Origin of the sequence: Rhodococcus sp. 14-2483-1-2, assembly GCF_002259405.1 — a bacterium.
In the GTDB taxonomy this organism is placed as follows: domain Bacteria; phylum Actinomycetota; class Actinomycetes; order Mycobacteriales; family Mycobacteriaceae; genus Rhodococcoides.
Window position 1 is genome coordinate 197,340 of sequence record NZ_NPFW01000021.1, and the last position, 14,697, is coordinate 212,036.

The following is a 14,697-nucleotide window of genomic DNA, read 5'->3' on the forward strand; positions in this document are numbered from 1 at the left end:
TCGATGTCCTCCTTCGATATCGGTGCGTGCGAACGGGTCTCTAGGACAGGACCTTCGCAACGGCACTTTCGATGATGTCCAGGCCACGATCGAGTTCGTCGATCGTTGTGGTCAACGGGGGAAGAAGCTTGACGACCTCGTCCTTCGGTCCTGCGGTCTCGACGAGCAGACGCTCGTCGTAGCACAGCTGAGACACCTTGCCCGCCAACTCGGCATCGTCGAACACCAAGGCTTGAACCATGCCGCGACCGCGGGTCGAGATGCCGTCGAACTTTGCGCACAGCTTGATGAATCGATCCTGGATGTGCTCGCCCTTGGCGAGGGTTTCCTTCTCGAACTTGTCGTCGGACCAGTAGTGGTCGATGGCTGCCTTCGCCGTGACGAACGACGGGTTGAAGCCGCGGAAGGTGCCGTTGTGCTCGCCCGGTGCCCAGACGTCCAGCTCGGGCTTGAACAGTGTCAGCGCCAGCGGCATGCCGTAGCCGCCGATGGACTTGGACAGCGTGACGATGTCCGGGGTGATGCCGGCTTCCTCGAACGAGAAGAACTGGCCGGTGCGTCCGCAGCCCATCTGCACGTCGTCGACGATCAACAGGATCTCACGTCGCGAGCACAGCTCGGCCAACGCGCGCAACCACTCCGGGCGCGCGACGTTGATTCCGCCCTCGCCCTGGATGGTCTCCACGATCACCGCGGCCGGACGGTTGAAGCCACTGCCCGAGTCGTCGAGAACGCGCTCGAACCACTGGAAGTCCTCGGTGACGCCGCCGAAGTAGTTGTCGTACGGCATCGGAGTGGTGTGCACCAATGGGATTCCGGCGCCAGCTCGCTTCATCGAGTTGCCGGTGACCGACAACGCGCCGAGTGTCATGCCGTGGAATGCGTTGGTGAAGTTGATGATCGCCTCGCGCCCGGTGACCTTGCGAGCGAGCTTGAGCGCTGCCTCGACGGTGTTGGTGCCCGTCGGTCCGGGGAACTGAACCTTGTAGTCCAGGCCGCGGGGGTCGAGGATGTTCTTCTTGAACGACTCGAGGAACTCGCGCTTGGCGACGGTGGACATGTCGAGACCGTGGGTGATGCCATCGCTGGTGATGTAATCGACCAGCGCGCTCTTGATCATGTCGTTGTTGTGGCCGTAGTTGAGTGCTCCTGCGCCACCGAAGAAGTCGAGGTAGTCGTTGCCGTTCTCGTCGGTGATGACCGAGTTCTTCGCGGTGGTGAACACGGCGGGCCACTGGCGGCTGTAGCTGCGCACGCCGGACTCGACGGTCTCGAATACATCGGGCTTCTCTGTTGTCACGGTGTTCTTTTCGGTCATGTTCTGCTTGTTCCTTTCGTAATTCCGCGACGCGTCGGGGCCTACTGTGTAGAGCTCCTCGGCTTCGTGGCTATCAGGGAAATCGTTGGGCGCGAACAAATCCGACCTGACGATATCGGTGCCTCGCTTGCGTGCGAGGCTCGTGAAGGTTGCGATCGACGCTTCGTTGTCCGGGCTGATCGTCGTTTCGAGATGCGTGATGCCCTGTGGCTCGAGGCGGTCGAGCAGCTCCATCAGCATGCGACCGGCAAGTCCCTTGCCACGCTGGTCCGCATCCACGGCGACCTGCCACACGAACAGTGTGCGCGGGGCGTCTTGGCGGATGTATCCGGTGACGAAACCGACTGCGCGGCCGTCGATGTCGGATACGACGGTGGTGGCCGCGAAATCATGGCACCACAACACGTACGAGTAGCTGGAATTGAGATCCAGAACTCGCGAATCTCTTGCGATCTCCCAGAGCCGGACTCCGTCGGAGATCTGTGGCTTACGAAACTTCACTGCGTCCGGCGCAGTGAGTGGGGTACCTCTCAGCAATGCGGGCTTCATAGGAAATACAAACGTAACAAGGTCGCCCAGGCATATCGAGTGCGCCGGGAAATCGACCCCGGAATCGGACATGCTTCCCCAGGTTAACCGCCGAATGTGAGGCTGGTCACGTTGTTGTTGCCCGGCAGGCTGTACCCGCAGCCGCGAAATTCAAACCACCCACTTCGGATCGACACCTATTTCGGTGTCGCCAGAGCGAACGGCAGTACCGCCTGGGCACCTGCAGATCTCAGAACCGACGTGGCGCAGGTGAATGTCCACCCGGTATCGGTCACCAGATCGATCAACAGAATCGGCCCTGTCACGGACGATACGTCCGGAACGTCCCACGAGTCCACCAGCCCGGCGACCCGAAACGCCGAATTGGCGGCCGATACCGGCGGGTGACCGGGCCTGACCTGCATCTTCCCGAGATCCTGCAATTTGCCGACGGATGCCAAACGCGCGGCGATCGACCGCACCAGGAGCGGATGAGTAGGGGAGTCGAGAGCCAGAACGGCAGTGGGCCGCTGCTTCCAATCCCAGTTGGCGAGCACGTTGATGCACGCCTTCTCGAGAGCGTCCGTGGCCGGAGCATCGGGTGCATCGAGCAAGGCACGCAATCGGCTGCCCCAGCCCAGATCGGTGAGCCGGCCCAGTACGCGCCCGGGTTCGTGGGGGTCGGCAATCTTGCCCGAGAGCGAGACGCCCAGCTTCTTCATCCCGCTGGGCCACTGCTTTCTGGGCTGCAGATCTATACCCGGCCGATCCAGTCGTGCCCTCGCCGAGTCGACCGAGGCCGCATCCACCGATGCCGACAAGTGCTCACCCGTGCAGTTGTCGCACCGCCCGCATCTGTCGGACTCGCTACCGGGTGCGCCCAGATCCGGGTCGTCGAGTTGCCTCCGCAGGAATTCCATCCGGCAGCCGTCGGTGCCCTGGTAGTCGATCATGGCCTGCTGTTCGCGGTCTCTGGCCTCTTCGAGACGCTCGTAGCGGGCCGCGTCGTACGTCCATTGCTCGCCGGTCGCCATCCAACCGCCACGAACGCGTCTGACAGCGCCGTCGACGTCGAGAACCTTCAGCACCATCTCGAGCCTGCTGCGACCCAGCTCGACGAGAGGTTCCAGCGCCTGGGTCGACTGGGCCTTGTCGGTGTTCAAGGCATCGATGACCTGCCGCACCAAATGCTCGCGGGGGAATGCGACGGACGCGAAGTAGCTCCAGATCTGCCGATCCTCGTGACCGGGAAGCAGCACCACATCGGCTCGCTCGGTTGCACGTCCGGCTCGGCCGACCTGCTGGTAGTACGAAATAGGAGACGACGGTGCCCCCATGTGCACGACGAAGCCGAGATCGGGCTTGTCGAAGCCCATGCCCAGTGCGGACGTCGCGACCAAGGCCTTGACGCGGTTGGCCAGCAGGTCACCCTCGAGCGATTCGCGCTCGGTCGGGTCCGTCTGCCCGGTGTACGACGCCACGACGTGGCCCTGGTCGGTGAGCAGCGCCGCGAGGTCCTTGGCCGCCGAGACAGTCAGCGTGTAGATGATCCCCGACCCGGGCAGCGTCTTCAGGTGATCGCCGAGCCACGCCGCCCGTTCGGTGGCGTTGTCGATCTTCACCACCGCCATGCGCAGAGAGTCGCGTGCGAGCCCACCGCGCAGTACGAGCGTGTTGCCGCCGCCGACACCCAGCTGCGCCGCGACATCGTCCACCACGCGGTCGTTCGCCGTCGCCGTGGTCGCGAGTACCGGGATACCGTCGCGCAGCTCGGCGATCAGGGTTCTGATACGTCGGTAGTCGGGTCGAAAGTCGTGGCCCCAGTCGGAGACACAGTGAGCTTCGTCGACCACGACGAGGCCGGCGTCCCCGGCCAGGGACGGCAACACCTGATCGCGGAAATCGGGATTGTTCAATCGCTCCGGACTGACCAGCAGCACGTCGAGTTCACCGGAGTTGACCTGCTGATGAATGTCGTCCCATTCGGTCATGTTTCCGGAGTTGATGGTGGCCGCTCGGACACCTGCCCGCTCGGCGGAGGCAACCTGGTTACGCATCAGCGCCAACAGTGGCGAGACGATCACGGTCGGACCCAGGCCCTGCGCGCGCAGCAGCTTCGCCGCGATGAAGTAGACCGCCGACTTGCCCCAACCGGTCCGCTGGACCACCAGCGCCCGCCGCCGGTGCACCACGAGGGCCTCGATGGCCGTCCACTGGTCTTCCCGCAGCACCGCATCGGGGCCGGCGAGTTCGCGCAACAACTCCTCGGCGCTCTCGCGCAAGTTCCCGGTCGTGGGCTCCGTGGTCGTTGTCATAGGCTCCATCGTGCAGCAAGCATCCGACATCAACCGCGGCCCGGTCGGAAACGGTCGGGCCATGCAGCCCGAGAGGATCAGCGTTGGTCGATCCCGATTCCGATTCGATGCCGGCCGACCAGGGACCCGTGCACCGTCACCTGTGGGCACTGGCAGTGGTGTTCGCAGGCGGAGCGGTGGGTACGGCGGTCCGCTACGTGATCGAGGAGCAACTGCCGCATTCTGCATCGCAGTGGCCGACGGCAACCTTCGGGATCAACATCGCAGGCGCATTCGTCCTGGGCCTGCTGCTCGAATCGCTGGTTCGCGGCGGGCCCGATGCAGGAGTCAGGCGCAGGCTGCGGTTGCTGCTCGGTACCGGTTTCTGCGGCGCGTTCACCACGTACAGCACCTTCGCCCTCGAGACCGTGGACGGTATTCGGGGTGGGTTCACCGGGCTCGCAATGGCCTACGCCGTGGTCAGCGTGATTCTCGGAATACTTGCGGCCTGGGCTGGAATCGCTTTGGCGGGCAAGGTGATTCGATGATCGCGCTGTGGATTGCGGCGGCCGGCGGGTTGGGATCAGTCTTTCGCTTCTTCGTCGATGCGGAAGTGAAGTCACGTCTCGCGGCACGGACGAGCTTTCCCTGGGCGACGGTCGGCATCAACGTGTCCGGCTCGTTCCTGCTGGGCGTGCTGGCCGGATGGGTGATGTTCCGAGCCGGCTCCACCGACGTTCAAGCCGTCATCGGCACCGGGTTCTGCGGCGGGTACACCACCTTCAGCACGGCGAGTGTCGAGACCGTGCGGTTGCTACAGCAGGGGCGTCGACGCGATGCCGCCGTGAACGTGACAGTCACCGTGCTCGCGTCCGTACTCGCGTGCGCAGGCGGCCTGGCGCTCGCGTCGTCGATGTAGGACGGTCGATGCGAGGACGAGTTCACGCCTGACTGACGCGCACCATGTTGCCGGCGGGGTCACGGAATGCGGCGTCGCGCGCACCCCACGGCTGACTCGTCGGCTCCTGCAGAATCTCGGCGGTGCCCGACGCGCGGATTCTCTCGAAGGCCGCGTCGAGGTCGTCGGCACGAAACAACAGGCCCGGAAGCTCACCCTTGGCGAGCAGGGCTGCGATCTGATCGCCGAGTTCCTGCGAACGGCCCGCGTGGGGCTGCGACAGTACGATCTCGATCTCGGGTTGATCGTTGGGAGACAGAGTGATCCAGCGGTAGCCGTCGTTGGCGACTTCGCTCTTGACCTCCAATCCCAGGGCATCGCGGTAGAACGCCAACGAGGCATCGGGGTCGGCGGTGTAGACGTGTACGTGGCTCAGTGAAATATTCATGGGGAAAGGCTAGGACGCCCCGGCCGTCGACGCTTCTTCGATTCTGCTCGGTTCGGTGGCGGTGACGCTGCTGCCCCGCATCGGACGCCCCAGAATCATGGCCGTACACGTCGGGACCGCCTGACTGTCACGGTGGTCGCGGGCGCGGTACGCGCTCGGTGTCTCGCCGACGATCTCGGTGAACCGCGAACTGAACGATCCGAGACTGGTACAGCCCACCGCGAAGCACGCCTCGGTGACTGTCACATCACCGCGGCGCAGCAGGGCCTTGGCGCGTTCGATCCGTCGAGTCATCAGATGTGCGTAGGGCGTCTCACCGTAGGCCTCGCGGAAGCGACGACTGAAGTGGGCGGTGGACATCAGTGCCGTGCGGGCCAGAGTCGGGACGTCGAGTGGCTCGGCGAATTCGCGATCCATCCGGTCGCGAGCACGGCGCAGAAGTCGGAGCTCCTCGAGGTCGGGGGCGTTCATCCTGCGGCCGCATCTCGCAGTGCATCGATGTCGTCGCGAGTACCCGAGGACGTGCTCGCACCCGGCCTCGTCGCGGCGAAAGAGCCCGCAACGCAGGCCCATTCGACGGCCTGACGCGGGCCGTCGAACCAGGATGCGGCCAGTGCTCCGGCAAATGCGTCGCCGGCCCCGGTGGTGTCGACGGCGTCGACGCGCGGAGCGGGGACCTCGAACGACTCCGGGCCGCGGTATCGAGCGCCTCTGGCTCCGAGTGTGGTGATCACGTGCGTCACGTCGTTCACGCTGTGTCCGAGACGGTTTTCCTCGGCTTCGTTGACCACGAGCACGTCGGTGGCCGCCACCAGGGCGTCGGGCAGATCCTGAACCGGTGACGGGTTCAGCATCGTCACCACGCCCCGAGAGCGTGCGTACTCGAATGCGGTCACCACGGTGTCGAGCGGAATTTCCAACTGACACAACAGGATATCGGCGTCGGAGATGAGGGCGAGATCGTCGTCGGTGAGGTTTCGGACGCGTTCGTTGGCCCCGGGGACGACGACGATGCTGTTCTCGGCGTGATCGTCGACGGTGATGGTGGCGATTCCGCTCGAACCTGCCGCCGTGCGCAGCGCGCGGTCGTCCACGCCCGCGCTCGACAGTGTCCGTCGCAGTGTCACACCGAATTCGTCGTCGCCGACCGCTCCGATGAACGACACCGACACGCCGGCTTTGGCGGCGGCGATGGCCTGATTGGAGCCCTTGCCGCCCGGTGAGGTGGTGAACGATGTGCCCAGCACTGTTTCGCCGGGATCGGGCAGGGAGGGCGTCCGGGTGATCAGGTCCATGTTGATGCTGCCGAGAACGACGATGCGGGGGTTCGGTGCGGACACCGACGAACTGTATCGCTCCGACGGTTGCACCCGCCTCGAACTGCCAATTGCAGATTGTTGACAATCTGAATTCGGTGAGTGACGATGACAGGCATGACAGCGTCGACTCGCACTCACCTCAGCCCGGCACTCAAGCAGGCGACCCCGATCGTCGTCGATCACGGAAAGGGCAGCTGGATCATCGGCACGGACGGGCGCAAGTACCTCGACTTCACCACCGGTATCGGCGTCACCAGTACCGGGCACTGCCATCCCCGTGTGGTCGAGGCCGCCCGCGAGCAGGTGGGCAAGATCATCCACGCGCAGTACACGACCGTCATGCATCAGCCACTTCTGGCGCTGACCGACAAGCTCGGCGAGGTGCTGCCCGCGGGGCTGGACAGCGTGTTCTACGCCAATTCCGGCTCGGAGGCCGTCGAGGCATCGATTCGGTTGGCGCGCATGGCGACCGGACGGCCGAACATCATCGCGTTCCACGGGGGATTCCACGGACGCACGGTGGCGGCCGCGTCGTTGACCACCGCGGGCACCAAGTTTCGCTCCGGATTCTCACCGATCATGGGCGGTGTGCACATCGCGCCTTTCCCGTACGCCTTCCGGTACGGCTGGGACATGGACACCGCAGTCGCTTTCGCGCTCAAGGAACTCGACTACCTGCTGATGACGATGTCCAGTCCCGCCGATACCGCTGCGTTCATCATCGAACCGGTACTCGGTGACGGTGGTTACCTGCCCACGCCTCCGGCTTTCCTCGAGGGACTCCGCGAACGCGCGGACACCCACGGGATCGTCCTCATCGTCGACGAGGTTCAGGCCGGCGTCGGACGCACCGGAAAGTTCTGGGGCCACCAGCATTCGACGATCACGCCCGACATCGTCATCACCGCAAAGGGCCTTGCCAGTGGTTTTCCGATCTCGGCTATCGCGGCATCGACCGAGCTGATGGGAAAGGCGTGGCCCGGATCGCAGGGCGGTACGTACGGCGGCAATGCCGTCGCCGCTGCGGCGGGTGTCGCGACGCTCGACGTCGTGCGTGAGGAAGGTCTGGTCGACAACGCTGCCGCGCAGGGCCGAGTTCTGCTCGACGGCCTGCTGGCACTGAAGTCCGAGCACTCTGCCATCGGTGATGCACGTGGACTCGGCTTGATGCAGGCACTCGAATTCGTCGACAGCGCAGGCAATCCCGATGCTGCGGCGGCCCTGCGCGTGCAACAGGGTGCGATCGACGAGGGGTTGTTGCTGCTCACCTGCGGCGCGCTCGGCAACGTGGTCCGGATCATTCCCGCGCTGATCGTGAACGACGACGAGATGCGGCAGGGCCTCGACGCGTTGTCGCGCACGCTGAAGAACGTGCTGTGACGTCTGCTTCCGTTCGGTCTCCGGTCTCCGCACTCGTGCAGCGAGTGCAGGAGTTGGGCATCGAGATCGACGACTCGTCCCGGCGGCTCGCCGAGTACTCCTACGACGCCTCGAACTACCGAATTCCGCCTGCGGCCGTGGTCTTCCCACGCAGCGCCGACGACGTCGTCGCAGTGATCTCGCTGTGCGGCGCCGCTGGAGTCGCAGTCATCGGCCGCGGCGGCGGAACGTCCATGGCGGGCAACGCGATCGGCCGCGGAATCGTGCTCGACTTCTCCCGCCACATGAATCGCGTGATCTCGGTGGACACCGACTCGCGGACGGCTGTGGTGGAACCGGGAATCGTGATCTCGGAGTTGCAACGTGAGCTGGTGGCCCGGACGTCGGGGGCGTTCACATTCGCGCCCGACCCGTCCAGCAAGACACGCGCGACGGTAGGCGGGGCTGTCGGCAACGACGCGTGCGGCAATCACTCGGTGCGCTACGGACGAACAGCCGACCACACGGTGGCCATGGACGTGGTCACCGCCGACGGGCACCTTCTTCGCGTGACCCGTAGCGGTATGGAGGCAGTGCATTCGGATGATTCGGCAGCAACCGATGCCGCCGAACGTATCTCGCGCGAACTGCACTCGCTTGCGGCGGACAACCTCGCTCTCTTCAGAGTCGAACTGGGCCGCATACCGCGACAGGTGTCCGGCTTTCACCTGTCGCATCTGTTGCCCGAGAACGGATTCGACGTCGCCCGTGCACTCGTCGGAAGCGAGGGCACGTGCGCGGTGATCGTCTCGGTCACCGTTGCCGTCGTGCCCGTCCCGTCGGCTGCACTGTTGCTCTGCCTCGGCTACGACGACGTGGTCGCTGCTGCGGCCGACGTGACGGCCATACTCGAGTTCTCGCCTGCTGCGGTGGAGGGTATCGACGACAACATCGCCCAGACGATGGAGTATCGGCGCGGACCGGACTCCGTCCGCGGGCTGCCGGCCGGGAACGCGTGGCTCTATGTCGACCTCGACGGAGCCGATACCGCCGAGGTGGAGAACAAGGCCGCCCGTCTGCTCGAGGCGCTCGGTCGTCTCGGACGCGTGAAGGAAGGCCGTATCGTCACCGACCCGGCCGATCGAACAGCGCTGTGGCGAGTACGCGAAGACGGTGCAGGCCTGGCGACCCGCCTGTCGAGCGGGGTGGAGTCCTGGGGTGGCTGGGAGGACGCGGCGGTCGCACCCGAGAACCTGTCCGCCTATCTCGCCGACCTCAACGTGCTTCTGGCCGAACACGATCTGACCGGCGTGATGTACGGACACTTCGGTGCCGGCTGCATGCACGTGCGCATCACGTTCGATCAGCGTACGGACGCCGGGCGACGGGTGATGTACGACTTCCTGCGCGCCGCCGCGCGCGTGGTCGTCAAGCACGGCGGCAGCCTGTCCGGCGAGCACGGCGACGGCAGGGCTCGCTCGGAACTGCTGCCGGTGATGTACTCACCCCGCATGCTCGACGCGTTCGCGCGGTTCAAGCGCATCTGGGATCCCCGCGGGATTCTCAACCCGGGGTCGATCACCGATCCGGAACCGATGATGGACAACCTCATGCTGCAGGGCATCCCGCAGCGGGAATGGAAGACGACCTTCGATCTGCACCAGATCGGAACCCGGGCGGATCTGGATCCGTTCGTGCACGCGACTCAGTCGTGTGTCGGCGTCGGCAAGTGCCGCACAGCGTCGGGAGGCGTCATGTGCCCCAGTTTCCGCGCGACCGGCGACGAGAAGGATTCGACGCGGGGCCGGGCACGGGTGCTGCAGGAGATGGTGCGCAGCTCGCCGACCGTTGCCGACGGATGGGCATCGAAAGACGTGGCCGAATCGCTCGATCTGTGCCTGTCCTGCAAGGCCTGTTCGTCGGATTGTCCGGTCGGAGTTGACATGGCGACGTACAAGTCCGAGTTCCTCGATCATCACTATGCGGGGCGACTGCGACCGCTCTCGCACTATTCGCTCGGCTGGTTGCCCCGCTGGCTGAAGGTGACGCAGCGAACGGCACCGCTGCTCAACCGTCTGCTCACCCCGCGCATCGCGGCCCTGGCGGCTCGACTCGGTGGGCTGACCACCGAGCGGCCGTTGCCGCGCTTCGCGTCGGCGAAGGAACTGGCTCACGAAATCAGGATCGGCGGAGGCCGCGCCGCCGACGTGGTGTTGGTCGTCGACACGTTCACCCAGGGCTTTCGCCCCGAGGTCGCGGGCGCGGCGCAACGCGTGCTCGAGGATTCCGGTCGCAGCACCGAATGCCGGACCGACGTGTGCTGTGGTCTGACCTGGATTTCGACGGGCCAGCTGAAGGCCGCCCGCAAGCACCTCACGAAAGCCGTTGCCGCACTGGACGACGGCACCGACCGACCGATCGTGGTCACCGAACCGAGCTGCGCGGCGGCGTTCCGCAAGGACATGCCGGAGCTGGTTCCCACTGCGGCCGCGAGACGGGTCGCCGCGCGGGTACAGAGTTTCGCCGGCGCGGTGATCGATCAGGCCGCCGCCGGGTGGGTGCCCTCGGCCGAGGTTCCCGATTCGGTGACAGTACAGACCCACTGCCACGAATACGCGGTGTTCGGCAACGCCACTCAGCGCACGGCATTGGCGGCCGTCGGTATCGAGGCGGTGCGCGAGGCCACCGGGTGCTGCGGCGTGGCAGGCAATTTCGGCTTCGAGTCTCGGCACTACGAGCTCAGCATGGCCGTCGCAGAACAGGCCCTGGCGCCTGCACTGCGTGATGCCGAGCCAGACACTCCGATTCTGACCGACGGATTCTCCTGCCACATGCAGGTGCGTCAACTCACCGGTGACCTGACCAGCGATGCGTCCGTACACCTGGCGCAGATACTCGATCCACGTTCGACGAAAGGACCGCGGACATGACCGCCAGTTCGACCACCGGCCTCACTCGCCCCACCATCACTGCTCCGACCGAACTGTTCATCGGAGGCGAGTGGACAGCCGCAGCATCCGATGCCCGGTTCGATGTCATCGATCCCGCCAGCGGCGAGGTCATCGCCGGCGTCGCCGACGGCAGCATCGACGATGCCGAGAAGGCCATGGCCGCAGCGGTCGACGCCGCCGCCGACTGGGCCGCGATGCCGCCGCGTGCGCGCAGCGAAATCCTCCGCACAGCATACGAATTGATCATGGCGCGGTCGGAGGAGCTCGCTGCGATCATCACCGCGGAAATGGGAAAGCCGCTGGCCGACGCTCGTGGTGAGGTGGCGTACGGTGCCGAGTTCTTTCGCTGGTTCTCCGAGGAGGCGGTCCGCATCTCGGGCGATCACACCCTCACCGGAGACGGGAAGAACCGGATCGTGGTCACCCGCGCACCGGTGGGACCGTGCATCCTCGTCACTCCGTGGAACTTCCCGCTGGCCATGGGAACTCGCAAGATCGGCCCGGCACTGGCCGCAGGCTGCACCGTGGTGTTCAAGCCGGCCGAGCAGACGCCGCTGACAGCACTGGCTCTGGCGGGAATCCTGCACGACGCGGGGGTCCCGGCGGGAGTGGTCAATGTCGTGACCACCACCGATGCGTCGGGTGTCGTGGGCTCGTGGATGAGCAGCGGGGCGGCCCGCAAGATCAGCTTCACCGGATCGACTGCGGTGGGCAAGATTCTGCTGGAACAGGCTGCATCGACGGTGATGCGTACCTCGATGGAGCTCGGGGGCAACGCACCCTTCATCGTCATGGACGATGCAGATCTCGCACGCGCCGTGGACGGTGCGATGGTCGCCAAGATGCGCAACATGGGTGAGGCATGCACCGCCGCCAACCGATTCTTCGTACATCGAAGTGTGACAGCGCAGTTCGCGGACAAGCTCGCCGAGCGCATGGGTGCGTTGTCGGTGGGGGCCGGTAGTGCGCACGGTACCGAGGTGGGTCCGCTGATCGACGACGCAGGCCGCACCAAGGTGCAGACACTCGTCGACGACGCCCTGGGGCGCGGCGCGCGTGCGATCGTCGGGGGAGTGGCCCCGGACGGACCCGGATACTTCTACCCGCCGACGGTCCTCACGGACGTCGATTCGGCGTCGGATCTGATGTCACAGGAAATCTTCGGACCGGTGGCAGCAATCGTCCCGTTCGATACCGAGGACGAGGTGATCGCCCTCGCGAACGACACCGAATGGGGACTCGTCGGATATGTCTTCACCCAGGACATCGACCGGGCTCTGCGGATGGGGGAGCGCCTCGAGGTGGGCATGGTCGGCCTCAACACGGGTCTGGTGTCCAATCCGGCTGCGCCGTTCGGTGGCGTCAAACAGTCCGGGCTCGGCCGTGAGGGCGGAAAAGTCGGCATAGACGAGTTTCTGGAGTACAAATACTTCGCCATTCCCCGAGGCTGAGAGAGGTTTTCGATCATGCCCAGTTCGAGACGACTGACGCCCATCGACGCACGCAACACGTCGATGGTCATTGCCGACCAGATTCGCGACCGCATCATCGACGGGTCCTACGCCCCCGGTGAGCAGATCAACGAGGCCAACGTCGCCGCGGAACTCGAGATCTCGCGGGGACCGGTGCGGGAGGCGCTGCAGCGCCTCAATCAAGAGGGGCTGCTCGTCAGCTACCGAAACAGAGGCGTGTTCGTCGTCGAGCTGAGCAGTGAGGATGTCACCGAAATCTACGAATCCCGCGCGGCGATCGAGGTCGGTGCCGCATGGACTCTGGTGCACGGTGATCGTGCGCGCCTGGTGTCGGCCGCCGACGAGCTCTCGGCCATCGTGATGCAGATGCAGCCGTTCATCGATCGGGCGGATTGGCGAGGTCTTGCCGAACGGGATCTGGCGTTTCACACCGCACTGGTCGCGGCGACGCGCAACAGCCGAATGTCGCGGATGTACGCCACACTCGCTGCGGAGGCGCGTATCTGCATGGCCAACCTCGAAACCGCGTACTACCGGCCGGAGGCGTTGGTGGAGGAACACCAGCTGATCGTCGACCTGTTGCTCGGTTCGGATTGGGACGCACTGGAAAAGGGTGTACACGAGCACATGGACACCGCCATCCACGACCTGACTCGTGCCATGGACGAGGAGCAGGCCGAACACTCGGCACTGGCCACTCCGGGATAGTCGCCGGTCTGCAACACAGCATTTACATCCGAAGTCTTGCGAACCTCTCACGCCAGCGCCTAGCCTGATTGTCAACAATCTACTAAACCGACCTCACTGAAGGGGGTGCCCGTGAACGACTCACCCGACGCCGCCTACGTCACCGCACTCGGACCCGACGAAACCGCAGGACGGGCCGCTCCCGGCCTGGCTCGATACCCCGATGTCCCGAACAGCACGCCGATCACGTTCACCGACGAGGAGTACGCAGCCCGGCTCGCTGCCGTCCGAGAGCGGATGGCAGCGCAGAACCTCACCGCACTCATCGTCACCGATCCCGCGAACCTCTACTACCTGCTCGGGTACAACGCGCTCTCGTTCTACACCCCGCAGATGCTGTACGTCCCGCTCGAGGGAGAGATGTACTTCTTCGCCCGCGAGATGGACGCCAACGGTGCGTTTCGCACATCGTGGCTGCCGCAGGATCGCACCTTCGGCTACCCCGAAACGTTCGTGCAGCGCAAGGACACTCACCCATTCGTCTGGGTCGCCGCGAAGCTGCGCGAACTGGGGCTGGTGAACAACTTCGAGCACGGCCAGGTGGGTCTGGAGATGGACTCGTACTACTTCAGCCCCAAGGCATTCGAGGCCTTGGTGAAGTCGCTGCCCGAATACCGATTCACCGACTCCTACGAGCTCATCAACTGGGTCCGAGTGGTCAAGTCGCCCGCGGAGATCGCCCTGATGCGCGGTGCCGCGAAAGTCTGCGAGTCGGCGATGTCGGCTGCGTACCAGTCGATCTCGGTCGGTGAGCGGCAGTGCGACGCGGCCGCAGCCATCATGAACGCACAGGTGCGCGGCACCGAGGACTTCGGCGGCGACCATCCGGCCATCGTCCCGATGCTGCCCACCGGTGCCGGAGCCGACACCCCACACCTGACCTGGTCGCATCAACCCTTCGTGCGGGGCGAGACCACCGTCGTCGAACTGGCCGGAGTGTTTCGGCGCTACCACATCCCGATGGCACGCACGATCGTGCTCGGAAAGCCCAGTCCGCGTTTGGATTACCTCGCCAAGTCCACCGGGGAAGCATTGAACGACGTGCTCGCAACCGTACGGGCAGGCGTCACAGCCACCGAGCTGGCGCAGGTGTGGAACACCAGCCTGGCCAAGCACGGACTGCACAAACCGTCACGCATCGGTTACTCGATCGGCATCGCCTACGCACCCGACTGGGGTGAGCGCACCGTGAGCCTGCGCACCGACGACGAGACGGTGCTCGCCGAGAACATGACCTTCCACATCATCGGCGGAATGTGGATGGACGACTACGGATACGAGGTATCCGAAGCCGTTCGCGTCACCGACAACGGCCTCGAAACTTTCACCGCATACCCCCGAGAACTACTGACGAAGGAGTGAG

Annotated in this window: 12 protein-coding genes and 1 pseudogene; 7 read left to right on the plus strand and 6 right to left on the minus strand. The window is 65.0% G+C overall.

Annotated elements, in window-relative coordinates:
• Positions 1–40: 40 nt before the first annotated feature.
• From ectB to CH295_RS19400, 3 genes and pseudogenes are all read right to left on the minus strand, one after another.
• Positions 41–1,318: a diaminobutyrate--2-oxoglutarate transaminase gene (gene ectB / locus CH295_RS19395; RefSeq protein WP_052058464.1), complete on the minus strand. Its 1,278-nt coding sequence runs from the start codon at positions 1,316–1,318 to the stop codon at positions 41–43.
• Positions 1,319–1,366: 48 nt separating this feature from the next.
• Positions 1,367–1,939 (minus strand): annotated as a pseudogene (gene ectA / locus CH295_RS28295) (diaminobutyrate acetyltransferase); the annotation flags it as partial.
• A gap of 104 nt (positions 1,940–2,043) precedes the next feature.
• Positions 2,044–4,161: a RecQ family ATP-dependent DNA helicase gene (locus tag CH295_RS19400; RefSeq protein ID WP_094741679.1), complete on the minus strand. Its 2,118-nt coding sequence runs from the start codon at positions 4,159–4,161 to the stop codon at positions 2,044–2,046.
• 107 nt (positions 4,162–4,268) lie between these two features.
• On the opposite strand from CH295_RS19400, the gene crcB (CH295_RS19405) reads away from it, so the two are divergent.
• Both crcB (CH295_RS19405) and crcB (CH295_RS19410) read left to right on the plus strand, forming a co-directional pair.
• Complete coding sequence (crcB, locus tag CH295_RS19405; protein ID WP_052047906.1) at positions 4,269–4,688, plus strand: fluoride efflux transporter CrcB; 420 nt, start codon at positions 4,269–4,271, stop codon at positions 4,686–4,688.
• Entirely contained in the window at positions 4,685–5,059 is a 375-nt protein-coding gene (gene crcB, locus CH295_RS19410; RefSeq protein WP_094741680.1) for a fluoride efflux transporter CrcB, read from the plus strand. Before crcB (CH295_RS19405) ends, crcB (CH295_RS19410) begins: the two co-directional genes overlap by 4 nt.
• A gap of 22 nt (positions 5,060–5,081) precedes the next feature.
• On the opposite strand, the gene CH295_RS19415 is transcribed toward crcB (CH295_RS19410), so the two are convergent.
• Genes CH295_RS19415 through CH295_RS19425 form a run of 3 tightly spaced genes read right to left on the minus strand, consistent with a single transcriptional unit; the run spans position 5,082 to position 6,781 of the window.
• Positions 5,082–5,486 (minus strand): VOC family protein, encoded by a 405-nt coding sequence (locus CH295_RS19415; RefSeq protein WP_094741681.1) that lies wholly within the window; start codon positions 5,484–5,486, stop codon positions 5,082–5,084.
• Between the two features lie 9 nt (positions 5,487–5,495).
• On the minus strand, positions 5,496–5,957 hold the full coding sequence (locus CH295_RS19420; protein WP_094741682.1) for a helix-turn-helix transcriptional regulator: 462 nt from the start codon (positions 5,955–5,957) through the stop codon (positions 5,496–5,498).
• A complete protein-coding gene (locus CH295_RS19425) occupies positions 5,954–6,781 on the minus strand; it encodes a ribokinase (protein ID WP_502694522.1) in 828 nt (275 codons plus the stop codon). The genes CH295_RS19420 and CH295_RS19425 overlap by 4 nt, the downstream gene beginning before the upstream one ends.
• 138 nt (positions 6,782–6,919) lie before the next feature.
• Here CH295_RS19425 and CH295_RS19430 point away from each other — a divergent pair, with 138 nt between their 5' ends.
• From CH295_RS19430 to CH295_RS19450, 5 genes are all read left to right on the plus strand, one after another.
• Positions 6,920–8,185: an aspartate aminotransferase family protein gene (locus tag CH295_RS19430; RefSeq protein WP_037193116.1), complete on the plus strand. Its 1,266-nt coding sequence runs from the start codon at positions 6,920–6,922 to the stop codon at positions 8,183–8,185.
• Positions 8,182–11,094: an FAD-binding and (Fe-S)-binding domain-containing protein gene (locus tag CH295_RS19435; protein ID WP_094741683.1), complete on the plus strand. Its 2,913-nt coding sequence runs from the start codon at positions 8,182–8,184 to the stop codon at positions 11,092–11,094. The genes CH295_RS19430 and CH295_RS19435 overlap by 4 nt, the downstream gene beginning before the upstream one ends.
• Entirely contained in the window at positions 11,091–12,566 is a 1,476-nt protein-coding gene (locus tag CH295_RS19440; RefSeq protein WP_037193114.1) for an NAD-dependent succinate-semialdehyde dehydrogenase, read from the plus strand. Before CH295_RS19435 ends, CH295_RS19440 begins: the two co-directional genes overlap by 4 nt.
• Before the next feature lie 15 nt (positions 12,567–12,581).
• Positions 12,582–13,295, plus strand: a complete 714-nt coding sequence (locus CH295_RS19445; RefSeq protein ID WP_230596347.1) for a GntR family transcriptional regulator — start codon at positions 12,582–12,584, stop codon at positions 13,293–13,295.
• A 222-nt stretch (positions 13,296–13,517) separates the two neighbouring features.
• The gene (locus CH295_RS19450; RefSeq protein WP_037193586.1) at positions 13,518–14,696 is read left to right on the plus strand and encodes a M24 family metallopeptidase; all 1,179 of its coding nucleotides are present in this window, start codon (positions 13,518–13,520) and stop codon (positions 14,694–14,696) included.
• Position 14,697 lies beyond the last annotated feature (1 nt).